The sequence below is a fragment of the Mesobacillus boroniphilus JCM 21738 genome (genome assembly GCF_000517385.1).
Classification (GTDB): domain Bacteria; phylum Bacillota; class Bacilli; order Bacillales; family Cytobacillaceae; genus Mesobacillus; species Mesobacillus boroniphilus.
In genome coordinates, this window is sequence record NZ_BAUW01000017.1 from 1 (window position 1) to 23,816 (window position 23,816).

Below are 23,816 nucleotides of genomic sequence, written 5' to 3' on the forward strand. Positions count from 1 at the left end.
GGACAACAAACAGAACTGAAGTTTATACACAAAAATAAGAAACCTATATGGTCTATGAATATATAAATAGCAAATAAATTTTAAAATCGGTTACTTCCTTAGAGTTACAAAGCATCTGAGCGATAAAGTAGGTGCATTTTAGGTTAATTAACAATTACAAGAAATGTGTATTGTATGTTAATCACAAGTTTATATTACTCAACGTTTTGGAAGGATATAATCAATCATTATCCATAAAAAAAAGTGCATTCTAAGTTAATTAAATTTTAGTTCCAATAAGGAATAAAAAAGGACTTGATAAAAAAAAAAGCGATTTTTATTCGCTCTTTTTTGGCTTTCTACCACTATTTCTTTTGTTTCGCTTGTGCTGTGAAAACTGATACCGGATTACACTTCCATAATATTTATCATGCATGCTTTCGTAATCTTTCCGATATACGATATCAGGATGGATGGTAATAAGAACGCTTTTCCCCTGAATATCGCGTTTAATTACAGACAAGTCTTCTAAAATATTCAAGTGTTCGGTGAGTGTTTTAGGAGTTACATTAATGTAATAAGCAAAATCTTTTAATTTTATGTGCTCTAATTTCCCTTGTGTTTCTATTAAATTTAAATTTTCAAATAAATTTTTAGATATGTCTGTACGAATATCTACATCGGGGTTCCATACAAAATAATAGGTTTGATAATGAAAGTACGGAATCATTTTATAAAAAGTCCCCAAAGCATTACCCAATGCTTTATTTTCCATTAACTGTTTTAATTTTTCTTGATACACTTGAGTAAACACCTCTTTTATCTTTTCCCCCATGATATGAAATTCTTTATTAATTATATAAATTGTACTCCTCTTATCTTTAGGTTCTGTATCGTGTTTATCATTCTAAGGTATTTAAATCGTTTTAATAACGTCATCGCTCTTCGCTTTCCAACACACATTACTTTTGCAATTTCCTCGGAGGATAATGGTTTCCCATCCAAACCTACTAACTGACCTTTGCTTCTCATCGTAATTTTAGTGAGAAGTTTGAAATAGGCGGATGCTTCTTCTATTGTGATTTCTGAAATGATATTTCTAACCTTCTTGTTAATAAAAGCAACGAAAAATTCTTTCTTCTTTAAGCCTTTGTTTTTGTTGTGTCGTTTCCTTTCCTTTAATTCTTTAAATGCAGCATCAGACTTTTTACTACGTGGAAATTCATCATCTCTTAGAATTCTATCTATGCGAACGTTTTTTCCTGTTGATTTATCAATATGTAATAGGTACCTTCCACATTCAGTTTTGACTAATATGATATTCTCACCTTTCACAGCGTTACCCCCTAAAATGAATAATAAAACAGAGAATCTGTCAGCCTATTTATATTACATATGAAAGGGCATTCACCTTGTTTTACGTGAATATTTCGATATAATTGGTGAAGAATCTGTATATTTCATTTTGGGGGTTATAAACTTGAATTGTAAATGTGGAGGTATATTAATAGTTATCGCTATTGAAGAACCACCTTCCCATCTAACGAAAGCTGATAAATTATTATATAATCGCGTCTGTGATGTACAGTGCATGAAATGCGAGAACATTTTTTATTCGCAGCCATATGACGATGGAAGGATAATAAACTGCATTAGACCCACAAAAGAAATATAATGTGGGTCTTATTCTTATTGTAAACAAATCCCCTATTTAGCCTTTTTAATTTCTTGAATAAAGTCCACCAATTCATTAATCATCTTGGCAAATTTATCCTTTTTCAATTCATGCTCCCATATTCTCTTAATATTCCATTCTTTTGCTTTGTAATATTTGGTTGCTTCCTTATCTCTTCCTCCGTTCCGTTCGAGCTTTTTAATCCAATATTCCAAATTACTCTTTGGGAAATGCCCATGTACTTCACAACCATGCCAGAAACAAGAATCAATAAATATAACTATCTTGTATTTTTTTATGCTTATATCAGGCTTTCCAAACAACGTCTTGTCATTTTTCTTATAACGGACTCCTTTATTCCACAAAGCTTTGGTCACGTTATCTTCTAGTTTAGAACGGGACTTAATGGATTTCATCATACGGCTTCTTGTTTCTTCAGAAACGGTATCTACCACGACGATAACAGCTCCTTTAAATCAACTGCTATATAATTTCCCTCTATGAGTCTCAAGAAACACAGTAATTTCCCTTCCATTAACAAAGGGCTAAGGAATACAGATTCCCTAGCCCAATACCAACTTTTTTATTTTCTCCCCATTTAAGTTTTGTTATTCTGCTCCTCATTTTCTATTTGCCTCATACGATTGTTAAACAAAACCTCAAATGACAAATCTTCGTATTTATCCAGATTTTCCATTTCATTAATTATTTGCAGTGCAATTTCACGATAAGGAAAGTTATCCATTTGTCCATAACATTCATCAAGCCACATGTGAAAGTAGTCTAGGATATCCTTCAAACTCCCTTTAAATAAGTCATATCTCCCTACCGATTTAATTACACACAATCGATAAGTCTCATTTAAATCTAGATTCTTCCCCTCATCCTGAGTCGCCCCAATTAAGCACCATATTGTCACATCGTGTTTATTTGCAAACTGCAGATATGATTTTAGCTGCGTCAACTTAATTCCATTTAATGTTGTTTTCTCATCTATGAAAAGAAAATGACCGCAGAATGGAATAAATGTATCAATATCACCAACATATAATGTCTCGCTCTCGCTATCTTCAGTTGGCGAACTATCCAGGTACCTTTTCATGCACTTATAAAACAGGTCAAGGTCCCATCTGTGTGAAAAAGCATCAACATTTTGGATAGTCTTAGGAACCGGGATTTCTTTTGGGGAATACTCTCCAAATTTTGCTTCCAGCATTTCTGTAAACAAGCTTTTATCATTTCCCAAGTGTCCAGGAAGGAAAACAGTCTTCTCCGTTTGCTATCGCTAGGTAGTTTGTCTAATGCGTCAATCCCGAATTTTGTCATTGCTTTTATTGTCCACCTCAAACTATTTTTATTTTTCCCCTTTTATCAAAATATGCGCTGCTATTTAGTTTATGAACCCATTATTCTACGAACTTTTTCATTTTTAGAAAAAAATTTCAAAACCTTTATCACATTTATTTTTGGTTTTCAATATAGAATCAGTCAAATCCACATTGTAGAATACTTATACTTCAAAGAACTGAAGGACAAAAAACGAGGGGGATACTTTAATGTTGATACAAGATTTACCTGAATACATAACACCTTTACAACTCAAGGACTTCTTACGAATCGGTCAACGGCAAACTTATCAACTGATAAAAACAAACGACTTTCAAGCAATGAAGTTAGGAGAATACAACCTTTTCTCAAAAGAAAAATTCACGAATTGGTTAGAGGGAGGAATTTCCGGATGAAAATTTCAAACCAAAGGTTGGATTCATTTCCAGATATCTTAACCGTGATGGAATTAAAAGAGATGCTAGGTATAGGTCGTGAACAGGCGTATGAACTTGTAAAAGCAAAAAATTTCCCTGTAAGGAGAATTGGCAGAAGAATCATCATATATAAGCCAAATCTAATCAAATGGCTGGAAAGCGATTCCGCGTCATAATGTTTTTGGAAGATTTTAAGTCTTGTTGACATATAGGTGTTTGCGGCGTAATAAGAAAGAAGAATTTATATTTGGAGGGGATACATATGAATATTAAGAAACGGGGAGACAAATACACTTGTGTCATCGATGTTGGAACAGATGGGGAGAGAAAGCAAAAAAGAATAACAAAATCGACCAAAAAGGAAGTATTAGCAGCAATTCACGAGATTAAATCGCAAGTAAACAAAGGTTCCTTTATCGAACCTAGTAAAATGACTTTTACAGATATAACAAACAAATGGTTAGAGGAGAAAGAAAACGATTTAAGATACTCTACTCTTAAAACTTATAAGCAAGTTTTGAAATCAAACATATTACCTAAACTAGGTCATTTAAAGATATCCAAAATCACCCATGGAACATTAACTTCATTTGTAACCCAAATGAATAAAGAATATAAAAAGAATTATGTCGCCAAACACATCGCCTTATTAAAAATGATATTTGAATATGCCTTATATCACAAACATATTGTTACCAACCCTACTATAAAAATAGTGAAAAAAGAAGAAAGAAAGACAGTTAATTCCGTTTGGTCCGAGGAAGAAGTGAAAAGTTTTTTAGAAGTAGCCAGAACTTATTCCTATTACCCAGCCTTCTTGATAGCAATATCTTGTGGATGTAGGAGAGGCGAAATCTTAGGAATGTCCTGGGATGCCATTGACTTTGAAAATGGAAATATTTATATCACGCAAACTCTATCTAGTGATGGAAAACTACTTGAAGAGAAAGCAAAAACCGAGCAATCAATAAGGACCATTAAAGTTCCGTCAAACGTATTAGCAGAATTAAAGGTTTTGAAAGACGAATTTGAAGTCAAGAAAAACGTTTTAAAAGGGAATTACTTAAAATACAATCTAGTTGTCTCCTCTAAGGAAGGTACACCTATAAATCCAAGAAATATCGGGAGAAGTATGGACTCAATCATAAAAAAAGCAGGGGTACCCAGAATAACTTTCCATAGTTTGCGCCATGCACATGCTACGTTACTTATGCAAAAGGGAGTTAATATAAAAGTGGTTTCTGAGAGATTAGGGCATTCAAAAATACAAACAACTATGGATATATATACGCATGTTCCTACTACTCTACAAGACGAAGCGGCAGAGATATTCGGAAATATAATTAAATGAAATATCAAAAAGGCAAACAGATGCTTTTTTATCTCACCCAGCCATAAAAAGGCATCCTTAGCGTAATAGGGTGCCTTTTTAGTTTTAGATATTTCTTTAAATACCGTGGGTTGTTCTGCTACCACTTCTGCACCAGTTAACAAAATGTTCACAGTTGTTAAAAATCAAGTTGTAATTTGCCTCACCAATTCTTGAGTAAGCTCTGGTAATTACGGATTCCTTAGAATGAGTGCGTACACTATTAATTACTCTTAATTCCCCACCTCTTCTGAATGATTCTAAACTATCAACCCTTACTTCACCATCTTGATAATGGATTACCTGATTATCGCCAAGGTAAATAGCATGGTGAGAATATCCAGGAATTCTTATTCCTCCTGTAACGCTCAAATGGTCAGCATACTCTAAGTCAGATTCACTTCTCAGTTCCTTCATATCTCTAAGAACCTTCGCCATGTCAGGAAATGTAGTAGGAGGCTTGGGACCTGATTTAACTACGTTACCAACCGTTTGCGCTAGTCTGTCGGCACCTTCAACCACTTTACCCATTGTAGGGTTATGTTCCTTTATTAAATCCTTCATGTCTGTTCTAAACTCTTTCCCGACCTCTTTCACTCCTGATACCAGTTCTTTGTTAGCTTCATGCATTTCTTCTAGGAACCATTTAACATTTTTGAAGAACTCCATTTCAATTATCCTTTCCTGATTAATAATACCTATTTTCCATTATATGGTATTAACCTTTACAAAAAAAAGATTTTTTGACTTAAGTGGATAATTAATTTTAAAACTATAGCCTTTTAGCCAACATTCTTGTGAAAAGAAAGTAGGAGAGAATGTGACCAAAATGTGACCATACGAACCATTCAAAAGCTAAATTAAAACAAAATGAATCAAAAAAAGAAGAATCCTTATTATATAAGGATTCTTCTTGTATGATTCCTACTGGGTTCGAACCAGCGACCTCTACCCTGTCAAGGTAGCGCTCTCCCAGCTGAGCTAAGGAATCGTTATCGTGTTTGTCCTGTTTTTAACGAGGACATTTATTAATATATACTGGAATAATGGTAATGTCAATATAATTTTTTCACAAATACCCTAATCTATAAATTCTTAATTGCCTCAAGTACACTTGAAAAGAAATTCTTCATTATCTCTCCGCTCGGTAAACCAGCAATGAAAGGTTTCATGCCAATAGCCCGCTTTATGAACTTCCTTCCTCGTTTCCGTTCCTATCCAGTTCCCTTGAGTATCAAATACCTTACTCATTCTCCATAATCTCACCTCCTTCTAAATTATACCATATACCTTAGTAATTTTACGAACTAATGTTCTGAAAATATTGAATAAAGAACTAATGTTCGGTTATAATAAGGATAGAACATATAAGGAGTGGAAACACATGAATACCCTTCTTGAAAAATCACTTAATGAAAACCTTCCTGTTGAGATGATCTATCTGGCTGCAAATAACCAGATTACCCAGCGGAGGATTATTGTAAAAGAATTGCATGAACGTTATTTTAAAGCATTTTGTTTCCTCAGGAAGGCAGACCGCCTTTTCAAAAAAGATAACATTCTTTCTGTTATGCCCGAAAGATCCAAACTGCTTAAATCAAGCTAAAAAAAGAAGCCCTTTAGTAAGGACTCCTTTTATATTTATTAATTTGCTGTCTTGGGTTTTACTGAACCTTTATCTTTAATAATCAACTGAAGTGCAACAAGGAGTACGAAAAGACCAAGACCGATTATATCTGTCATACCTTCTGGATAGATCAGCATTATTCCGCCTACAATCCCCAGCACTCTTTCCCACCAGTATAATTTTCTCAGCCAGAAACCGATTATGCCTGCACCAATCGCCAGCATACCTGAAATGGCAGTGAATACCACCCAAATTAATTCTATCCATGTAGTGTCAATCATCAGGAGTTGAGGTGATAACACGAACATATAAGGTATGATGAAAGCGGCAATCGCCAGCTTGGCCGAATTCACACCTGTCCGCAGAGGTTCTCCGCCGGAAACACCTGCAGCCGCGAATGCTGCCAGCGCAACCGGAGGTGTGATATCGGCAATAATACCGAAATAGAAAACAAATAAGTGAGCAGATAAATCCGGTATACCCAAAAGAATGATTGCAGGTGCTGCAATTGTTGATGTGATAACATAGTTAGCTGTCGTAGGCGAACCCATACCTAAGACGAGTGCTGCAACCATTGTTAACATCAAAGTTGGAATCAAGTAACCACCTGCAAGATCAAGCAAGCCATTTGCAAGCTTTAATCCAAGACCAGTCTTCGTAACTACCCCAACAATGATACCTGCTGCAGCTGTAGCTGCTGCTACACCCAGTGCTGTCCGCGCACCATCGACAAGTGCATCGATCGCATCCCTAAAACCGATTCTCGTCTCTTTGCTAACAGCACTCACGACAATCGTAGATAGGATCGACCACAAAGCAGCACGCATGATGCTCATACCACTTATCATCAAAATAATCACAATCAGGATTGGCAAAAGAAGGTAAATCTTTTTAAGCACTTCTTTTCTGTCAGGCATTTCTTCATCAGATAAACCGCGCAGCCCAATCCTTTTCGCTTCAAAGTGAGTCATGATCCAGATACCTGCAAAATATAACAAAGCCGGAATGGTCGCTGCCTTAGCGATATCCCAATACGTGATTCCACCACCAATGAATTCAACCATCAGGAATGCTGCCGCTCCCATGATTGGAGGCATGAGCTGCCCTCCGGTTGAGGCCGCAGCTTCTACAGCACCGGCGAATTCTTTGCGGTAGCCAAGCTTTTTCATCATCGGAATCGTAAATGAACCAGATGTAACAACGTTAGCCACAGAGCTTCCACTGATTGTTCCCTGCAGGGCGCTGGAGAAAATCGCAACCTTAGCTGGTCCACCAGTACTTTTACCTGCAACAGCTACAGCTAGATCATTGAAATATTGTCCTACGCCAGTCTTTACCAGGAAAGCACCGAACAATAGGAATAAGAAGATGAATGTTGATGAAACTCCTAAAGGTGTTCCAAGAATACCCTCAGTTGTAAAGAACATTGTCTGGACGAGAGATTCCAGATCAAGTCCTCTGTGTGCCAGGAACCCTGGCATATAAGGTCCATAAAGGGCGTAAACCATGAATAAAGCTGCAATAATCGTGATTGGCAAGCCAACCGTCCTTCGAGTCGCTTCAAGGACCAGCAGGATAGCGGCAATACCGATGTAAAAATCAGTTGGTGTTAAACGCCCGACCCGATTGACGAGTTCATCGATCATTACAGGCCAATAGGCTCCGACTGCAACAGCAATCACAGCCAAAAGCAGGTCGTACCAGGCTACCTTTTTCACTTTTAGGTTCTTCTTCCTTGCCGGGAACAACAAGAAAATAAGTGCCAGAGCGAATCCAAGGTGAATTGAACGCTGCAGTTGGGCAGTCAGAACACCAAATATCGAGGTGTATAGCTGGAACACTGAGAAAGACAGAAGTCCGAAGAAGACAATCCATCCCATCTTGCCTGCCAATTTTCTAGTTGCGGCCTCCGGATCATACTTTTCCAGAAGCTCTTGTTGTTTTTCTAGAGATACCGTTTCTTCATTTGTCGTCAAGGATATTCACTCCTTCCAATTGGTTCAATAAACTAATTTTCTCAATCTTTATCCGTACCCTTGACCCTGGCTCAATCGCCTTAGACAATGGGTACGTTATATCTTCATAAATCAGGGTGTGGTTTGCCCGAACCTGGCCAAGCCTCATGTCGAAATGCGAAAATTCCCTGTTCATTTTTGTAATATAGTACTTGCCATCCTTCATTTCAAAGTTCTCTCCATCCGCAATTTCTGAAGGCATACCAATCGCAAAATCTTCATACTCCAGTTCGTACTGTCTGATTTTATCGCTTTCAGTAACTTTATAGCTTTCAATCACATCTGACAAATGGATAGAGTGCTTATACTTTATTTTAAAGGTTTCCCCTGCATTAATCGGTACATAGCAGAGTATATCATTACTTTCAGGTGCTTGAAAAACTAAAGCTTGTTTGTAAGGGATATTGATTGAGATAATTGCTAAAAAAATAATGAGGGTTAACAGAACGAAGATTTTTGGTTTAATCCAGTTTAAATTCATATCACTAGCCTCGTCTGTCCAATGTCTCCGATGGAGTACTTTCTTTATATCAGTAAAAAATAGACCGGTTTGAAGTTCGGTCTACCTGCCTGGGTTTTAATCAATTGGGCCTTCCTTGTTAAAGGCCTTATATTAAAGATGAATTGACCGGGCAATGTCCTACAGGACTGTCCGGCCAATTTCATACTATTACTCAGCTGCCTTAATACCTTTTTCATCATAGTATTTCTGTGCTCCTGCGTGGACTTCAATTCCAACACCGTTTAGCGCATTTTCCAGCTTGATTTGCTGAGCTTTTGCGTGTGTTACCTGGTCAAGATTTTCAAAGATTGACTTTGTAATGTCATAGACAAGTTCCTCAGACAAGTCTGCTTTTACAACAAGCATCGCAAGAACTGCCACTGTCGGCACTTCTGAATCAAGTTTATATGTTCCAGAAGGTACTGCTTCTTTTGCATAGTATGGATATTTTTCAATTAGCTCATCAGCTTTGTCAGCTTCAATTGGTACAATCACAACATCTTCAGTTGCGGAAAGCTCTTCAACAGCTGCTGTTGGTGTTCCAGCCGTTACGAAAGCCGCATCGATGTTGCCATCTTTAATGCCGCTTACTGATTCATCAAAGCTCAAGTCCTGCTTTTCGATATCATCTAGTGAAAGGCCGTGGACTTCAAGGATTTGTTCAGCATTCGCAGCCGTACCAGAACCTGGTGCACCGATTGAGATCTTTTTGCCTTTAAGATCTTCTACTGATTTGATTCCTGATTTTGCTGTTGTAACGATTTGGATTGTTTCAGGATACAAAGTTCCGATTGCCTTGATATTGTCAATCTTGTTTCCATCAAACATCAGTTTACCTTCAGTTGCATAGGAAGCGATGTCAGTTTGTGTGAAGGCGATTTCACCTTTATCATCCTTAATGCTCTGCATGTTTTCTGCAGAAGCCCCTGTAGTTTCAGCATTTGTGCTAATCCCAGTAGCATCAGAGACAATTTTGGCAAATGATCCGCCCAACGGGAAGTATGTACCGCCTGTCCCACCAGTAAGGATACTCATGTATTTTGGCTTTTCTTCTGATTTTCCTTCTCCGCTGCCCTCTTCTTCAGAGCCGCCGCCACATGCAGCCAGTAACATTGAAAGAACCAGCATTAATGCAGTGAACAAAAGAAACTTTCTTTTTTTCATCAGAATTCCCCCTTATAGAAATAGAATTGTTCAACATAATCTTAACATAAGACTTCACACAATTGTCAAACATGTTACTTACTATCTAACTTTCTTGCCCGATACACATAGGTTGCCATAAAAGATTTTTCAAAATACATATGCTAAAATCATGATGATAAGAAAAGCGTAAGTGCCTTGGTCAGCCCCGACAAGCGCTGGAGGGCCGACCAGTGAAGGCGTTCTTTGACTTCATTGGGCGGACCGAAGCGACTCGAGGGGCTAGGCGCTGAAGCTGGACATTTTTAGAAGAAATCTATACATTCTTATTTGTTAGCTAGATAAATGCAAAAGAATTGATTTGGAGGTTAATGAATGGATTTTCCAATGGGCAAAATAAAAGAAATCACGCTTCAAAGCAAGGAACTTGGAGAAGAAGTGACCATGCTGGTATACTTGCCTGCCAACTATTCTCCCTTATATAAATATTCATTACTAATCGCACAGGATGGCCGGGATTATTTCCAGCTCGGACGGATTGGAAGGATTGCAGACGAGCTCCTTGGCAAAAAGGAAATTGAAAACGTCATCATAATAGGAATACCATATGAATCTGTGGAGGATAGACGGCGAAAGTACCATCCAAAAGGAGAGCAGCACAAAGCCTATATCCGTTTTCTCGCTCATGAGCTTGTTCCATATTTAGATGAACAATATCCTACCTACCAAATGGGCATGGGCCGCGCATTGATTGGCGATTCTCTCGCAGCCACTGTTTCCTTGCTTGCCGCGCTCCAGTATCCGCACACATTTGGAAAGGTACTTCTTCAGTCACCTTATGTAAACGAAGATGTATTCACAGCCGTAAAGGACTTCCGCCAACCTGAATTGCTCCATATTTACCATACTGTTGGAGAGAAAGAGACAGTCGTAAAAACGACATCTTCCAAAAATAAAGACTTCCTTACACCAAACAGGGAGCTTTCGAAGATTTTCAAGGAGAAAAGCTTTGGATATTTTTACGATGAGTTCAGCGGAGACCATACATGGACTTACTGGCAGCCAGACCTAAAGCAGGCAATAAGACAAGTGTTTTCCTAATATATGCTTCTTTATTTTATATATTTTGAAAATTTGTTATAATGAATGGTAAATCAAAATATAGTCTTTCAGTAAATCGATATGAACCACACTAATGAAACGGGGGTACCTGAGATGAAATTTGGTATTGTCATTTTCCCATCAAAGAAAATCCAGGATTATGCAAATTCAATGAGAAGGCGCTATGATCCTCACTATGCGTTAATCCCGCCTCATCTAACATTAAAGTCATCCTTTGAAGCAACAGAGGAAGAAATCAAGGAAATCGCAAATAAGCTTGATTCAATCTCGAGAACTTTCAAACCAGTCAACATCAAGATCACCAAGATTGGTTCCTTTAAGCCCGTTAACAATGTAATTTACTTAAAGGTTGATTCACCAGAAGAGTTGGAAAAGCTTCATAATGAGCTTAACGCAACATTTGACGGAAATCAGGAGTATAACTTTGTACCACATATTACTATCGGACAAAACATGTCGGATGATGAACATTCAGATGTATATGATTCATTAAGGATGTCAAAAGTGCATTATGAAGATACCGCCGACAGAATTCACTTACTGTACCAGCTTGATAATGGTTCGTGGACAGTATATGAAACATTTAGGCTTGGAAAGGAATAATCAAACGTGGAAGTGAAAATTGTAAACAACGAACAAGAATTAGCAGATGCATTCAAGGTACGCAAGACCGTTTTTATTTATGAGCAAAATGTTCCGGAAGAAGAAGAAATCGATCGATTCGAATCCGACTCTGTTCATTTTGTATTATATGATGATAACCGAAAAGCAGCTGGTGCCGGGAGATTCCGTGTATTGGACGGAATCGGCAAGGTGGAACGAATTTGCGTTTTAAAAGAAAAACGCAAAACCGGTGCTGGAGTCGCGGTCATGAATAAAATCGAGGAATATGCCAAGTCACGAGGCATATCAACCTTGAAGTTGAACGCACAGACACATGCTATCCCATTTTACAGCAAGCTGGGATATGAAACGGTATCAGAAGAATTCATGGATGCCGGAATACCACATAGAACGATGAAAAAATCTATTTAAATTTACTTAAACTCCATTCTTAAATGAGTGGAGTCTTTGTTTGAAATAACAAAAAAAGGCACTACAGCTGAGTTTAAATTGACTCGCTGTAGTGCCTTCCTTTTCCTGTTACTTCAGCATATGCCTTGCTGACCACTAAAGGATTTACCTTCTTCTTGTAAACTCGATTCGTATTAGAGAAGCTTATTTCAGAGACTGCTAACTGCATTTTTGCCACAGGCTGCTGATTCTTCCGCTTTGGCATGGAGCTCCTGCTTGCTCCCATTGTTCCTGCCCCTGTTCTACAGGATCTTCTTTGCGGATTCTTGCAATTTCATTTATCTGGAAAGGATCATAATCTGTCCCTATTTCACGCTCAGCATATTGTATATATTGATAATTTGTTACTGGAAGAATGTATCCCATTTTGCTATCCCCCATGTATAATTATTTTTATCACTATATTCTTCTTTTCCTTTTCCCTGTTTATGACCGTACCAAACTTCTAATAAAAATTTTTCCGGCTGGATCACAAAGTATTTATGGATGCAGAAAACACCTTTTGTTAAAAATTTTATTCTGCTATGATAGAGATTGTGCTATTTTGGTCGGAGATGAGGGAAAACATGAAAACAGCCAAGTATAATCAACAGTTAATAAGCCTCGATCAGTATAATCGTGAGGATTATCAAAAGCTTTTTGATGATGGAAAAAAAGGGATGCTCACCTGTTCTGTATGCGGAGGCCCTGTCCGTCTTTACCTCGGCATTAAGGACAAGCCCCATTTCTATCATCGCCTTTCCTCAAAAGGAGATTGCAGTGAACAAAATGAATTCTCCCCTTCCGCTCCACCTTCCGAGGAAGTGGAATATATCGAACGAAATGGGTTCCGGATCCCGAAGGCTCGTTCCATTACGGCTGAAGCCGAAAAAGAGGAAAAATTCATATTCCCGCGGGAAGTAAAGATTCCTTTACCTTTTAATCCGCTCCCACCGGCTAAACCCGGGGTTAAGTTAAATTATTTAAAACAACTGAAAGAAGCAGCGATCCACTTTGATGGCAACCAGGAAAAAGCTGTTGTTTCAACAGATGGGCCATTGTTAATTTTAGCGGGTGCCGGAAGTGGAAAGACAAGAGTGCTGACTGCGAGAACCGCCTTCATGATTGAAGAAAAGAAAATTGATCCAGGTTCAATCATGCTTGTTACCTTCACAGCAAAGGCTGCCGCTGAAATGAAGAAACGGATTGCCCTTTACCCGGGAATGTCCCCCGCTAAGGTTAATCAGCTGATTGCTGGCACCTTCCATAGCATCTTTTACCGAATCCTTTGTTTTCATGACCGTGAAAATTGGTCATCAGACAAGCTGATGAAAAAAGAATGGCAGCGGGAACAGATATTAAAGGAGGCTGGCAGAAAGCTCCAGCTGGATGAAAAAGAGTTTGCCTATGATCTGGCACTACAGCAAATCGGTTTATGGAAAAACACGATGATCATGCCACGCGAAGTTAAGCCAGAATCTCCATGGGAAGAAAAGGTGGCTTTGCTGTATAAAGACTATGAAGCTGCTAAAGACAGGCAAAAATTATTCGATTTTGATGACATGCTTCTCGGCTGTTATAAGCTTTTTAAGGAAAAGCCTGAAATACTGGAAAGCTATCAAAATCGTTTTCAATATTTTTTAATAGACGAGTTCCAGGATATTAATAAAGTTCAATACGAACTCATGAAAATGCTCTCTGACAAGCATGGAAATGTTTGCGCTGTCGGCGATGACGACCAGTCAATCTATTCATTCCGGGGCAGTGACCCTGCCTACCTGTTTAACTTTAAGTCAGATTTCAAAAATATTGAATTAATCCTTTTAAATCAGAATTACCGGTCGCCGCATGAGATTGTCGAGACAGCCAACACTTTGATTTCTGCCAATCTAACTCGCCATGAAAAAGAAATGCGGCTCAGTTTTCTGGTGAATGCCCGCCAATAATCTTCCATCCTTATGATGAAGAAGAAGAAGCAACGATGATTCTGACAGATATAAAAGAACAGATCGAACAAGGTGAACGCCCCCGTGATTTCGCCATTCTGTTCAGAACGAATGCAGCCAGCCGTGCAGTATTCGAGAGGCTGGCGAATTCTAGCTTGCCCTTCCGACTTGATCAGGATATTGAATCCTTTTACGAGCGTTTCATGGTAAAAGGAATGCTGTCATTTCTTCGGCTAAGCATGAATCCAGATGACTCAGAGGCAATCAAAAATATCCTTCCATCACTATTTTTAAAGCAGTCGGTTTTCCGCGATTTACAGGCGAATAGCATCCTGAACGATTGTTCCATGCTTGAAGCACTTACCCATGTGAAAACCGGATTTGCCTTTCAGGAACAAAAGCTGAAAAGACTCATACCGATTGTACGCTCTCTGGCTTCCCTATCGCCGGTAGCGGCAATTGATATAGTTGAAAAGGACCTTGGATATCAGGACTTTATCAAAAAGCGGGGAAATGAAGGAAACCAGCTTGAAAAGGGGTCGGACGACATACGGGATTTAAAAGTGGCGGCACGCAGCTTTAAAACCGTCGGAGAATTCATCGAACATGCAGACCATATGACAGCCATGAACGCTGAAATTAAACGGAGCAGCAGGAACCTGACTGACTCTATCACATTAAGCACCATTCATCGAGCCAAGGGGCTGGAATATGGAAATGTCTATATAATTGGCACCGTAGACGGAAGCATCCCGCATGATTATGCTTTGGATGCATCTCGTAACGGGGACTTGCTGCCTCTTGAAGAAGAACGCCGTCTGCTCTATGTTGCAGTGACAAGGGCCGAAAAAAACTTGTTCATTTCCGTTCCCCAAAGAAGACGTGGAAGAAAAGCAAATCCTTCACGCTTTTTGTCCAACTTAAAAAGAAGAATGCCAAATCAGGACCTGAGTTTATGACCCCAGGTCCTGATTTGGCATTCAAGAATTACTTCTTGTTGATCATTTTAGAGATCTGGCCAAAATCGAGCTGCTTTCCATCCTTAACAATGGATTCAACAATCTTGTCTTCCATTTCTTTACTCACAGGCTTGTTAGCCATTTTGGAAACACGGCGGATTACGCCTCTTACAGTTTGCTCATCTTTAAAGTTCGCATTTTGTAATGAATTCGCTAACTCAAATACATCATTCATATTTACGCCAGTTTTTTTCTCTATATTCTTGAAGAAATTATTATCCATATAAATCACGCCTCCTTCTTAAACTACTCTATTGTATGAAGGAAGCATGAAATGGTGAAAGAGAGACTGTAAAAATCAGCAATAGTCCAGGCAGAAAAAGCTGTTCCGAATTGGAACAGCTTCTCCTTCTTTACTCTTAGTTGTAGAAGCTTGCTCCTACAATAATCAACAAAATGAACAATACAACGATCAATACGAAAGTGGAGCCTCCGTAGCCGCCGCCGCCGTAGCCATAGCCTCCGCCGCAAAACCCACCATAACCGTAGCCCATTCTTCTTCACCTCACTTTTTATTACTCAATAGCAATATATGTGAGGCGTAATGAATATGTATGGGCGAGCCCCCACCCATTTAGAAATCATGGACTAAATGTGATCAAAGTCTGGGAAATGGCAGGATATAAATTCATCATATAAATCAATACTAAGGTTTCCTCTAGAATCCATTTCTGCATAAAAGACTTGATGTGGCTGAAATCCTTTAGCCTGGATTTTTGCAATCAGTTCAACTTTTTCCAGACCAGTTTGCCTTAAGTTTTCCTCGATAAATTTACCGTCCATCATAACAGACACCGAAGCAGACTCTGCTTCCCTTTTAATTCCAATATCTTCATACTTTAAAGGCTGTTTGGCTTTTTTCAATAAAACACTCAATTCTCCATTGGAGTCAAGCGAAGCAAACTCAACATCAGCTACCTTGAATACACTTTTCTTGCGGAGTTGTTCAAGGAGTTCATCTAGACTGTATTTCTCTTTCCGCATATTTTTTTCGAGAATATTGCCATTTTCAATGAATGTAGTTGATTTCCCCTCAACTATATTGCGAAATGATCTGCTTCTTAAGGAAATCGTTGAAATCGCCAAAGGGACGAATGACCAGACAACCAAGCTGGCAATTCCATCCCTCAAGCTCAAATCAGGATCCATCGCTAATGTACCAGCAATATCACCCACAGTGATACCTACGATATATTCAAAAAATGACAGACTAGATAACTGCTTTTTCCCTAGAAGCTTTGTGATGATGAACAAGCCTATAATCAGCATTATAGAGCGTATAATGGTTCTAAGAATATCCGGCATTAAATCATCCCTTGAAACGCAGAATCAGCCTTTTGGCTTAAAAATCAGTGCGCCGATAAAACCGAAGATTACAGCAGCCGATATACCGGAACTCGTGATTTCGAACATGCCTGTCAGGACACCGACCAGCCCGTGCTGCTCTGCTTCCTGAAGCGCTCCATGAACAAGCGAATTCCCAAAGCTTGTGATTGGAATCGTAGCACCTGCTCCTGCAAAGTCGATTAGTGGTTCGTACAGTCCAAAGCCATCAAGGACAGCACCAATGACAACAAGCAGGCTCATCGTGTGCCCTGGTGTCAATTTCGCGATATCAAACATTAGCTGTCCGAATACACAGATCATGCCTCCGACAACAAAGGCCCAGAAAAACATTGGTAGCAAAGCGATTCCTCCTTTCTAGTTCATTTCAATTGAGACCGCATGGGCAATACATGGAATGGATTCTTTTTGCTGGAACGATAGCGGTGACAACAGAGCTCCTGTAGCAACAACAAGTATTTTCTTATAGACACCATCTTTCATTTGGTTTAATAAATGGCCATATAACACGGAAGCAGAACATCCTGCTCCGCTGCCACCAGATTGGACCGGCTGGTCATCGTTATAAATCATCAACCCGCAATCCTGAAATTGTTCCTTGGTTATATCCAGTCCAGATTGCTGCAGAAGCTCGTATGTAGTAGCCTGCCCAATCCTTCCAAGATCACCTGTTACAACTAAATCATAATAAGATGGATCACGATTCAAATCTTTAAAGTGGGCAATGATCGTATCCGATGCAGCAGGCGCCATTGCTCCGCCCATATTAAATGGATCCGAAATTCCCATATCGACTACTTTTCCGATAGTGCAGATGTGGTTACAATCTTTCCCTGTTTAACCGAATTGTCCGTTACAACAGCAGCTCCTGCTCCGGTTACAGTCCACTGCGCTGTCGGAGGCTTTTGTCCGCCATATTCTGTCGGGTAGCGGAATTGTTTTTCCGCCGCCGAATTGTGGCTTGATGCGCCGGTTACAGCCTTCTTTGCTCCCTGGTAGTTTACAATAAATGATGCCAGAGCAAGACCCTCCATAGAGGTAGAGCAAGCACCGAAGAGACCAAAATAAGGGATTTCCATAGCCCTCGCCGCAAAACTAGTCGGTGTGATCTGATTGATTAAATCTCCTGCCAGCATGAACTGCATGTCCTCTTTATTGAAGTTTCCCTTTTGCAACGCAGATTTAATTGCTTCTTCAAGCAAAACTCTATGTGCTTTTTCGTAAGAGTCTTCCCCCATCCATAAATCGTCATGAAGGACATCAAAGTCAGCTGCGAGTTTTCCCTCAGCTTCAAAAGGACCGCCGGATGTTCCCCATGATTCAATGACAGGCTGATTCGTAAATTGCCATGACTGCTTTCCAATCAACATTTACAGCACCCCCATCATTATCAGCAAAGTTTTTACTAGTGCAACGACAAAGGCTGCAAAGACTCCAAATAAGATTACGGATCCTGCCAATTTAAACATATTTCCACCGACACCAAGAACAAAGCCTTCAGTACGATGCTCAATAGCTGCTGCAATAACAGAATTCCCAAAGCCAGTCACCGGGACGGCACTTCCCGCACCTGCAAATTGACCGAGATGGTCATAGACACCGAATCCTGTCAGCAGCATGGAGAGGAAAATCATCGTAGCAACTGTCGGATTTCCAGCTGTTTGTTCGGTAAAATTAAAAAAGTATATATAAAAATAGGTTATTGCCTGACCAATTGTACAGATCAAACCACCAACCAAAAATGCTTTAATGCAATTTTTAACCACTGGGCGTTTAAGTTCATGCTTTTGTTCCAGCTGTTGATATTGTTGCTGTTCAGGTGTCATCTTTTGCTTTTTTTTATCCCCCATTTCACCCATCCTTTCTTAAGTCAATTCTTTTTTCAACGAAATAATCCGCTGCAATTGTTCCTCTGCTTTTTTATCCGGAAAGGACGGATCTTTCATTCTCTCCCGAAGCTCGACCGCCTCAATAAAAATTTTATAATCACTAGAAACAATGAAGTCTTCATCGGGATAATTCTTTTCAAGTTTCTTATTGATTTCTTTCTCAATCCTCTTCATGCCAAACCGCTTTAAATGCTTAACCTTATATGCGACTAGTACTTCTTTTTTACCTGCAATGACTGCAACATCATAGATCTCATCAAGTGCAGCGATATCTTTCTTTACCTTTTTAGCCAGTTTGAGATCCTTCTCTTCAAGATCATTTGTCGCTCCTGGATCAGGATTGACTGACTGGATCATTGACGCCCTGCTATCTGGTGAAGTTTTACCAAAAGGAGAACAGCCAGCAGTGCCAGCTCCGAGCATGATTAATATTGCCAAAAATTTCACTGCCTGTTTCATATTCATCATTAATCCCTTCTTATGCTTCATCTGATAAAATTATTTTCCTCGTCCAAAACCCAATTTATGAATTTTTTAAAGCGGGATTATATTCCAGTTAATGTAAAAGGTTATCAAGCCTTCTTAGCAGTAAATTTGCTTTGGTGAGTTTAATATGACCTTTTTTTCGATTCTTCATTAAATAATGCTCCTTTATTGCTCTTTATAGGCTTCCCCATTCTGCGTAATCTACAAAAAACGCCTGCCAGAAAGTTTGGCAGACGCTGTTTTATGCTTGTTTTTTCTTTTTCCCGCAACCACAGCCGCGTTTTTTCGCACTCGGCGGTTGAAGCATTACTCTTGGATACAATTGAACCCTTGCTGCTTTTCGTGTTTTGCTTTTCCTCCATGAATACAACCCCTTCATTAAAGAGTCCATACGATAGTTTATGAACAAATAATCAATGGGGTTCTGGACGGACTCACTAATTTAATATGTCAGTCTTTTATGAAATAATGCTGGATAACCGAAGCGATCGCTGCGATTGCCAGTACTGTGATGACTGGCATTGAAAGCTGTGGCAACAGAGCATAGCCAGCATATAGGAAAGAAGCTGCCCAAATACCAGTGCACCAGTGGCAGCTTATTAGCTCACCAACCCAATATCTTATCCCCGATCCTTTAATTTCAATATAAGTTTCCGTACTCCCATCCTCCAGTGTCTCCTCCACTATACTGTGGAAGGGTGCTCGTAGGAATTCAGTGATTGTATCGTAAACAATCAGCCTGGTCAAACGAAAGCTCGCAAATACAAGAAGGCATAAATCAAGCCAACTCCCCATCCGCTACACCACCTGTGTTGATTCAAGTCAATACAGCTTATGCAGGGCAAATCCCTATGTATGGGCCTTAACCTGTCCGCTCCTGTCATGATTTTTTTTGGGAAACCTGTTGAAAATTAGACAAACACCCACACCATTAGGAGGGCGATTCATATTCTATTAAGGACAATAGGTCATATCAACTAAAAGGAGATGAACTTGTTATGGGTTGCAAAGGTAAAAAACATGATAGCGACAGCTGTGTTTGCGAGGTTCTTAGAGCAGTAGCAGATGCTCAAGATGAAGTGGATGTAGACAATGATTGCGATGTCAGCTGCCACAAGTCTATCCAGGAATTACTTGCAGGCGCACAAACTCCAACGACGGATTTAGATACAATCCCACTAATTCTTTATTGCGGTGACTGTCAACCGTTCGAAGGGTTTGGAACTCGCATCCGTACAAATGGTAACGGACCACAAATGCTTGACTGCTTTAACTCTTTCTTCTTCCGCGTAACTTCTGTGGATGATAACTGCTGCGCTAAACTTGAGCTGCTGGCTACACGCGGCGGCGAAGGCGATGGCACGCCTTGCGGTCAAATCCAGACTGGAGGATCCAGAAATGAATTCTTCAGGACTGGAATCTGCCTAACTGTAGACTTGGATTGCTTCTGCGCTGTCACTTGCTTAGATCCTGTAGCAGCATTACCACTTTCTAGCCTTCCTGGAAATGACTGATCACTGCAGTCAGAAAAATCAGGCTTACCGTAATTGGTAAGCCTATTTTTATAACCCGACCCTTTTAATATCAACTAAATCCTCTTTGAGGATGCTTACACTTTTCTTTCTTGGGCTGATCGAATGAATAAACAAAACTTCTCCTTTCATTTCCATAAAGTACCCTTTATATGACCTTTCTATGGTAATGAATTCATATTTAACCTTCGCGACAGATGCCGGGACAAGCTTTAAGTGTTTAACCTTTTCTTCAAGTGTATATTCATTGAAATTTCTCTTTTTTGGTACATCCACACTTTCTGTTTCATGAATTACTTCTTCTCCTAAGTTTCCGCTTGCATCTGAAACAACTTCAACTGTCTTCTCCTGTACTTTCTGATTCTCAGACATCTCTTCACTATTTTTAAAAGAAAAATTCTTTTGCATATCAGGTTGCGGTAGTTCAATATTTGGCTGATTAATGTAAAACAAAGGAGATTGCTTACGACTTCTTTTCCTCCCCATATACGGCACCTCCAATACTTCAATACTTCGCTCACCCTATATGTATGCGGTAGCCTAGGATAGGTGCCAGAATCATTTTTTGAATTGTTTAAAACAAAAAAGAAAGTCCGCACATTGGCGGACTTGATTGATTATAAGATATGAAACCCCGAGTCAACATGGATATTTTCACCAGTAATCCCGCGGGACATGTCACTGAACAGGAACACTGCTGTGTCACCGACTTCTTCAGGAGTAGTGTTGCGGCGAAGCGGAGCTCTTTCTTCGATTTCCCTCAAGATTGAATTAAAGTCACTTACACCTTTCGCAGAAAGTGTACGGATTGGTCCGGCTGAAATGGAGTTTACGCGGATGTTATTCTTCCCCAGGTCTGCTGCAAGGTAGCGGACGCTTGCATCCAGAGATGCTTTTGCCACCCCCATGACATTATAATTCGGAATCGCTCGTTCTCCTCCAAGGTAAGTCAAAGTAACGATACTTCCACCTTCTGACATTAGTTCCTTCGCTTCCTTGGCAACTGCAGTCAGTGAGTAGGCGCTGATATTATGTGCTAACAGGAAACCCTCGCGCGATACTTTCATATAGTCTCCCTGGAGTTCCTCTTTGTTCGCAAATGCAATACAGTGTGCAACACCAGAAATCGTCCCAACCGCTTCCTTGACCTCACTAAAGCATTTCGCGACATCTTCATCTCTCGTAACATCGCATGGCAATACTAAATAGTTTTCGTCCAATGACTCAGCAAGCTCACGAACACTTTTCTCCAAACGCTCTCCTGCATAAGTGAAAATTAAATTTGCACCTGCATTGTGAAGTGCCTGAGCAATTCCCCAGGCAATGCTTCGTTTATTGGCAACACCCATTACTACATATGTTTTTCCGTTAAATGATAAAGTCATTTTTTACCGTTCCCCCAATGTTAATACAAGTTATTAGTACCTAGTGCTAATTTTACACTATATTTTTTCATTTGAAAAGAAAAACCCGCCGATAAGGCGGGTTTTGTTTCCATTAACACTAGAAACAAAATTCAAGCTCACGTTTCAACTCGTCAACATACTCTTTCGAACCCGAGACAATCAAACGATCTTTTAGCCTCAACTCGGTATCTCCGTGAGGTACAATCGATTCATTTTCACGCAGTATTCGGACAAAAATAACATCTCCGGTAAACGGGAATCGTCTTAGGGTCATTCCCTCAAAGTGATCATTAAGCATTCTGATTTCATGAAGGGAATTTTCCTTGTTGGTCAGTATAGTCATGACTCCAGGCGATTCAATCATCACTTGAAGCAGTGATTCAGTTGAACGAAGGACCGAGAAGACTTCAATTCCCTCTTCTTGTACTTTATCAGCAAGACCTGGACTTTCAATCCTAGCGATTACACGGTCAACACCATGCTCCTTCGCACTGACAGCAATCATTGCATTCAGATCAGGGTCCCCGGTAGTGATGACAATGATGTCCGCAGCATACACTTCATGTTTATCTAGTGTATCAATTTCATAATTCTCCATCTCGATGATATCAAAAACTGATTCTGCAATTCGGTTATCCGCTTTTTCCTGTTTCGTATGAAAAAGAACCGGCTCGTACAATGAAGACTGCAGGTCCCGGGAAACAGGAAGTGTCAACTGGTTGGCGCCAATGAAGACAACTTTCACTTTCTTCTCTTCATCTTTTTCCTGCGGGAACAGTTTTTTAAACAAAATTGGTGTCAGCACGCTGGAGATAACCGCAACAAGAATCAATGTACCGCTCATTTCCGGTGTGATCATTTCCATTCTTTCACCTATTGTTGCGGCTGCGATGACTAGCGATAGTGTTGACGTCAGCAAAAATCCGGCAGCTAATACCGTTTTCGTATCATACCATTTTTTCAATAGATAGACAGGAATCACCTTAGATAAGAACAACGCCAGCAGCAATAGCGGAATGAGCATCAGGAGCTTCTTATCGCTGAATAAGGTCCATATATCCAGATCAACCCCGACCATAACAAAAAATATCGGGATTAAAAATCCATAGCCAAATGAATCCAGTTTGTGGACCATATCCTGGTCTGGTGCCAGAAGTGAAACAAGTACCCCGGCAAGGAAAGCTCCAAGGATGTTTTCAGCACCAACCGTTTCAGAAATCGCCACTAACAAGATAATCAGTGCGAAGACCGCACGAGTACCTATTTGGGTTGTACCTGTGGAGAGAGCGTTGATAAATGTACGGTTTTTAAAGACTTTTCCAACGAAATACAAAGCAACTCCAGCCGCGAACAGAATGAGAAGCAGCCATGTATTTCCTTCTCCCCCATCATAAAGGGAGACAAAGACAGCTAGCAGAATCATCGTTGCCAGATCCGCGATGACTGCCACCAATAAAATGATTTGACCGATATTGGACTTCATTAAATGGGCGTCTTTAAGTGTAGGCACTACAACACCAAGAGAAATTGTCGAAATAATCAGCGTCATTAAAAATACATTTTCGATAAAGCCAGCAAGTACAAATAAATAAGACAATGCTAACGAAGCAATGAAAATGCCCACAAAGATGATTGATGCAATTGCAAATGTGTTAGGTTCCTTTTTCTGTACTGATTTATTCTTTTTACCACTCGTAAATGCAGAGAAATCTATTTCCAATCCGCTCAGGAACATTAGGAACAGAAATCCTAATGTAGATAGGGTGACGAGCCAGGCATCCTCATGGACGATATTGAAGCCGCTTTTACCTATGATGAGGCCCATAATGATTTCTGCGACTACAACTGGTATGATGTTCAACTTTAACCGGTGAAGAAAAATAGGTGTTAAAAATGCGACAATGATGACAATCACTAGGGAAGTTATCGAAGCATGATGTTCCACC

30 protein-coding genes, 1 tRNA gene and 1 pseudogene are annotated in these 23,816 nt (G+C 39.7%); 10 read left to right on the forward strand and 22 right to left on the reverse strand.

Going from position 1 to position 23,816, the window contains the following annotated elements; translation table 11 throughout:
- Positions 1 to 316: 316 nt before the first annotated feature.
- From JCM21738_RS07255 to JCM21738_RS07270, 4 genes are all read right to left on the reverse strand, one after another.
- Positions 317 to 814, reverse strand: coding sequence for a helix-turn-helix domain-containing protein (locus tag JCM21738_RS07255; RefSeq protein ID WP_035209145.1), 498 nt, complete (start codon positions 812 to 814; stop codon positions 317 to 319).
- A 20-nt stretch (positions 815 to 834) separates the two neighbouring features.
- Positions 835 to 1,314, reverse strand: coding sequence for a hypothetical protein (locus JCM21738_RS07260; protein ID WP_035209147.1), 480 nt, complete (start codon positions 1,312 to 1,314; stop codon positions 835 to 837).
- 372 nt (positions 1,315 to 1,686) lie between these two features.
- Positions 1,687 to 2,109 (reverse strand): very short patch repair endonuclease, encoded by a 423-nt coding sequence (locus tag JCM21738_RS07265; protein WP_023615218.1) that lies wholly within the window; start codon positions 2,107 to 2,109, stop codon positions 1,687 to 1,689.
- 143 nt (positions 2,110 to 2,252) lie between these two features.
- A complete protein-coding gene (locus JCM21738_RS07270) occupies positions 2,253 to 2,882 on the reverse strand; it encodes a hypothetical protein (protein WP_148296075.1) in 630 nt (209 codons plus the stop codon).
- 328 nt (positions 2,883 to 3,210) lie between these two features.
- Between JCM21738_RS07270 and JCM21738_RS07275 the strand changes: the two genes are divergently transcribed.
- From JCM21738_RS07275 to JCM21738_RS07285, 3 genes are all read left to right on the forward strand, one after another.
- Positions 3,211 to 3,396, forward strand: coding sequence for a helix-turn-helix domain-containing protein (locus tag JCM21738_RS07275; protein ID WP_023615220.1), 186 nt, complete (start codon positions 3,211 to 3,213; stop codon positions 3,394 to 3,396).
- Positions 3,393 to 3,593 carry a helix-turn-helix domain-containing protein gene (locus JCM21738_RS07280; protein ID WP_023615221.1) on the forward strand — a complete coding sequence of 67 codons (201 nt, stop codon included), beginning with the start codon at positions 3,393 to 3,395 and terminating at the stop codon, positions 3,591 to 3,593. Before JCM21738_RS07275 ends, JCM21738_RS07280 begins: the two co-directional genes overlap by 4 nt.
- 86 nt (positions 3,594 to 3,679) lie before the next feature.
- Positions 3,680 to 4,768: a tyrosine-type recombinase/integrase gene (locus tag JCM21738_RS07285; protein ID WP_023615222.1), complete on the forward strand. Its 1,089-nt coding sequence runs from the start codon at positions 3,680 to 3,682 to the stop codon at positions 4,766 to 4,768.
- Between the two features lie 96 nt (positions 4,769 to 4,864).
- On the opposite strand, the gene JCM21738_RS07290 is transcribed toward JCM21738_RS07285, so the two are convergent.
- Entirely contained in the window at positions 4,865 to 5,455 is a 591-nt protein-coding gene (locus JCM21738_RS07290; protein WP_023615223.1) for a lecithin retinol acyltransferase family protein, read from the reverse strand.
- Between the two features lie 249 nt (positions 5,456 to 5,704).
- Positions 5,705 to 5,777 (reverse strand) — tRNA-Val (locus JCM21738_RS07295).
- Positions 5,778 to 6,170: 393 nt separating this feature from the next.
- On the opposite strand from JCM21738_RS07295, the gene JCM21738_RS07300 reads away from it, so the two are divergent.
- Positions 6,171 to 6,392 (forward strand): hypothetical protein, encoded by a 222-nt coding sequence (locus JCM21738_RS07300; RefSeq protein ID WP_023615225.1) that lies wholly within the window; start codon positions 6,171 to 6,173, stop codon positions 6,390 to 6,392.
- 38 nt (positions 6,393 to 6,430) lie between these two features.
- Here JCM21738_RS07300 and JCM21738_RS07305 read toward each other — a convergent pair whose 3' ends face one another.
- The 3 genes from JCM21738_RS07305 to JCM21738_RS07315 all read right to left on the reverse strand — a co-directional run bounded on the left by JCM21738_RS07305 (position 6,431) and on the right by JCM21738_RS07315 (position 10,094).
- Positions 6,431 to 8,389, reverse strand: coding sequence for a TRAP transporter permease (locus JCM21738_RS07305; protein WP_035209154.1), 1,959 nt, complete (start codon positions 8,387 to 8,389; stop codon positions 6,431 to 6,433).
- Positions 8,376 to 8,909: a DUF1850 domain-containing protein gene (locus JCM21738_RS07310; RefSeq protein ID WP_023615227.1), complete on the reverse strand. Its 534-nt coding sequence runs from the start codon at positions 8,907 to 8,909 to the stop codon at positions 8,376 to 8,378. The genes JCM21738_RS07305 and JCM21738_RS07310 overlap by 14 nt, the downstream gene beginning before the upstream one ends.
- 189 nt (positions 8,910 to 9,098) lie before the next feature.
- Positions 9,099 to 10,094, reverse strand: a complete 996-nt coding sequence (locus JCM21738_RS07315; protein WP_023615228.1) for a TAXI family TRAP transporter solute-binding subunit — start codon at positions 10,092 to 10,094, stop codon at positions 9,099 to 9,101.
- A gap of 354 nt (positions 10,095 to 10,448) precedes the next feature.
- Between JCM21738_RS07315 and JCM21738_RS07320 the strand changes: the two genes are divergently transcribed.
- The 3 genes from JCM21738_RS07320 (at position 10,449) to JCM21738_RS07330 (ending at position 12,230) form a co-directional block, all read left to right on the forward strand.
- Positions 10,449 to 11,174: an alpha/beta hydrolase gene (locus JCM21738_RS07320; protein ID WP_023615229.1), complete on the forward strand. Its 726-nt coding sequence runs from the start codon at positions 10,449 to 10,451 to the stop codon at positions 11,172 to 11,174.
- A gap of 114 nt (positions 11,175 to 11,288) precedes the next feature.
- Positions 11,289 to 11,798 carry a YjcG family protein gene (locus JCM21738_RS07325; RefSeq protein WP_023615230.1) on the forward strand — a complete coding sequence of 170 codons (510 nt, stop codon included), beginning with the start codon at positions 11,289 to 11,291 and terminating at the stop codon, positions 11,796 to 11,798.
- Between the two features lie 6 nt (positions 11,799 to 11,804).
- Complete coding sequence (locus JCM21738_RS07330; protein ID WP_023615231.1) at positions 11,805 to 12,230, forward strand: GNAT family N-acetyltransferase; 426 nt, start codon at positions 11,805 to 11,807, stop codon at positions 12,228 to 12,230.
- A gap of 198 nt (positions 12,231 to 12,428) precedes the next feature.
- Here JCM21738_RS07330 and JCM21738_RS07335 read toward each other — a convergent pair whose 3' ends face one another.
- Positions 12,429 to 12,635 carry a hypothetical protein gene (locus JCM21738_RS07335; RefSeq protein WP_035209156.1) on the reverse strand — a complete coding sequence of 69 codons (207 nt, stop codon included), beginning with the start codon at positions 12,633 to 12,635 and terminating at the stop codon, positions 12,429 to 12,431.
- 200 nt (positions 12,636 to 12,835) lie between these two features.
- Here JCM21738_RS07335 and JCM21738_RS27185 point away from each other — a divergent pair, with 200 nt between their 5' ends.
- Positions 12,836 to 14,194 carry an ATP-dependent helicase gene (locus JCM21738_RS27185; RefSeq protein ID WP_369385675.1) on the forward strand — a complete coding sequence of 453 codons (1,359 nt, stop codon included), beginning with the start codon at positions 12,836 to 12,838 and terminating at the stop codon, positions 14,192 to 14,194.
- Positions 14,194 to 15,153, forward strand: coding sequence for a 3'-5' exonuclease (locus JCM21738_RS27190; RefSeq protein ID WP_500778545.1), 960 nt, complete (start codon positions 14,194 to 14,196; stop codon positions 15,151 to 15,153). The genes JCM21738_RS27185 and JCM21738_RS27190 overlap by 1 nt, the downstream gene beginning before the upstream one ends.
- 28 nt (positions 15,154 to 15,181) lie before the next feature.
- Here JCM21738_RS27190 and spoVIF read toward each other — a convergent pair whose 3' ends face one another.
- The 9 genes and pseudogenes from spoVIF to JCM21738_RS07385 all read right to left on the reverse strand — a co-directional run bounded on the left by spoVIF (position 15,182) and on the right by JCM21738_RS07385 (position 19,727).
- Positions 15,182 to 15,436: a sporulation-specific transcription regulator SpoVIF gene (gene spoVIF, locus JCM21738_RS07345; RefSeq protein ID WP_023615234.1), complete on the reverse strand. Its 255-nt coding sequence runs from the start codon at positions 15,434 to 15,436 to the stop codon at positions 15,182 to 15,184.
- A gap of 136 nt (positions 15,437 to 15,572) precedes the next feature.
- On the reverse strand, positions 15,573 to 15,707 hold the full coding sequence (locus JCM21738_RS23145; protein ID WP_023615235.1) for a YjcZ family sporulation protein: 135 nt from the start codon (positions 15,705 to 15,707) through the stop codon (positions 15,573 to 15,575).
- 94 nt (positions 15,708 to 15,801) lie between these two features.
- Positions 15,802 to 16,518 carry a DUF421 domain-containing protein gene (locus JCM21738_RS07355; RefSeq protein ID WP_023615236.1) on the reverse strand — a complete coding sequence of 239 codons (717 nt, stop codon included), beginning with the start codon at positions 16,516 to 16,518 and terminating at the stop codon, positions 15,802 to 15,804.
- Positions 16,519 to 16,542: 24 nt separating this feature from the next.
- Positions 16,543 to 16,899, reverse strand: a complete 357-nt coding sequence (gene spoVAE / locus JCM21738_RS07360; protein ID WP_023615237.1) for a stage V sporulation protein AE — start codon at positions 16,897 to 16,899, stop codon at positions 16,543 to 16,545.
- Positions 16,900 to 16,914: 15 nt separating this feature from the next.
- Positions 16,915 to 17,927 (reverse strand): annotated as a pseudogene (gene spoVAD, locus JCM21738_RS07365) (stage V sporulation protein AD).
- Positions 17,928 to 18,407, reverse strand: coding sequence for a stage V sporulation protein AC (gene spoVAC / locus JCM21738_RS07370; protein ID WP_023615239.1), 480 nt, complete (start codon positions 18,405 to 18,407; stop codon positions 17,928 to 17,930).
- Between the two features lie 15 nt (positions 18,408 to 18,422).
- Positions 18,423 to 18,914, reverse strand: coding sequence for a YhcN/YlaJ family sporulation lipoprotein (locus tag JCM21738_RS07375; RefSeq protein ID WP_243462935.1), 492 nt, complete (start codon positions 18,912 to 18,914; stop codon positions 18,423 to 18,425).
- A gap of 140 nt (positions 18,915 to 19,054) precedes the next feature.
- On the reverse strand, positions 19,055 to 19,294 hold the full coding sequence (locus tag JCM21738_RS07380) for a hypothetical protein (RefSeq protein ID WP_035209159.1): 240 nt from the start codon (positions 19,292 to 19,294) through the stop codon (positions 19,055 to 19,057).
- Positions 19,295 to 19,382: 88 nt separating this feature from the next.
- Positions 19,383 to 19,727: a DUF1360 domain-containing protein gene (locus JCM21738_RS07385; RefSeq protein WP_023615242.1), complete on the reverse strand. Its 345-nt coding sequence runs from the start codon at positions 19,725 to 19,727 to the stop codon at positions 19,383 to 19,385.
- 203 nt (positions 19,728 to 19,930) lie between these two features.
- On the opposite strand from JCM21738_RS07385, the gene JCM21738_RS07390 reads away from it, so the two are divergent.
- Positions 19,931 to 20,446: a CotY/CotZ family spore coat protein gene (locus tag JCM21738_RS07390; protein ID WP_023615243.1), complete on the forward strand. Its 516-nt coding sequence runs from the start codon at positions 19,931 to 19,933 to the stop codon at positions 20,444 to 20,446.
- A 48-nt stretch (positions 20,447 to 20,494) separates the two neighbouring features.
- Here the strand turns inward: JCM21738_RS07390 and JCM21738_RS07395 are convergent, their stop codons facing one another.
- The 3 genes from JCM21738_RS07395 to JCM21738_RS07405 all read right to left on the reverse strand — a co-directional run bounded on the left by JCM21738_RS07395 (position 20,495) and on the right by JCM21738_RS07405 (position 23,815).
- Positions 20,495 to 20,950: a hypothetical protein gene (locus JCM21738_RS07395; RefSeq protein WP_023615244.1), complete on the reverse strand. Its 456-nt coding sequence runs from the start codon at positions 20,948 to 20,950 to the stop codon at positions 20,495 to 20,497.
- Positions 20,951 to 21,081: 131 nt separating this feature from the next.
- Positions 21,082 to 21,849 carry an enoyl-ACP reductase FabI gene (gene fabI, locus JCM21738_RS07400; protein WP_023615245.1) on the reverse strand — a complete coding sequence of 256 codons (768 nt, stop codon included), beginning with the start codon at positions 21,847 to 21,849 and terminating at the stop codon, positions 21,082 to 21,084.
- 118 nt (positions 21,850 to 21,967) lie between these two features.
- Positions 21,968 to 23,815, reverse strand: a complete 1,848-nt coding sequence (locus tag JCM21738_RS07405; protein WP_023615246.1) for a monovalent cation:proton antiporter family protein — start codon at positions 23,813 to 23,815, stop codon at positions 21,968 to 21,970.
- Position 23,816 lies beyond the last annotated feature (1 nt).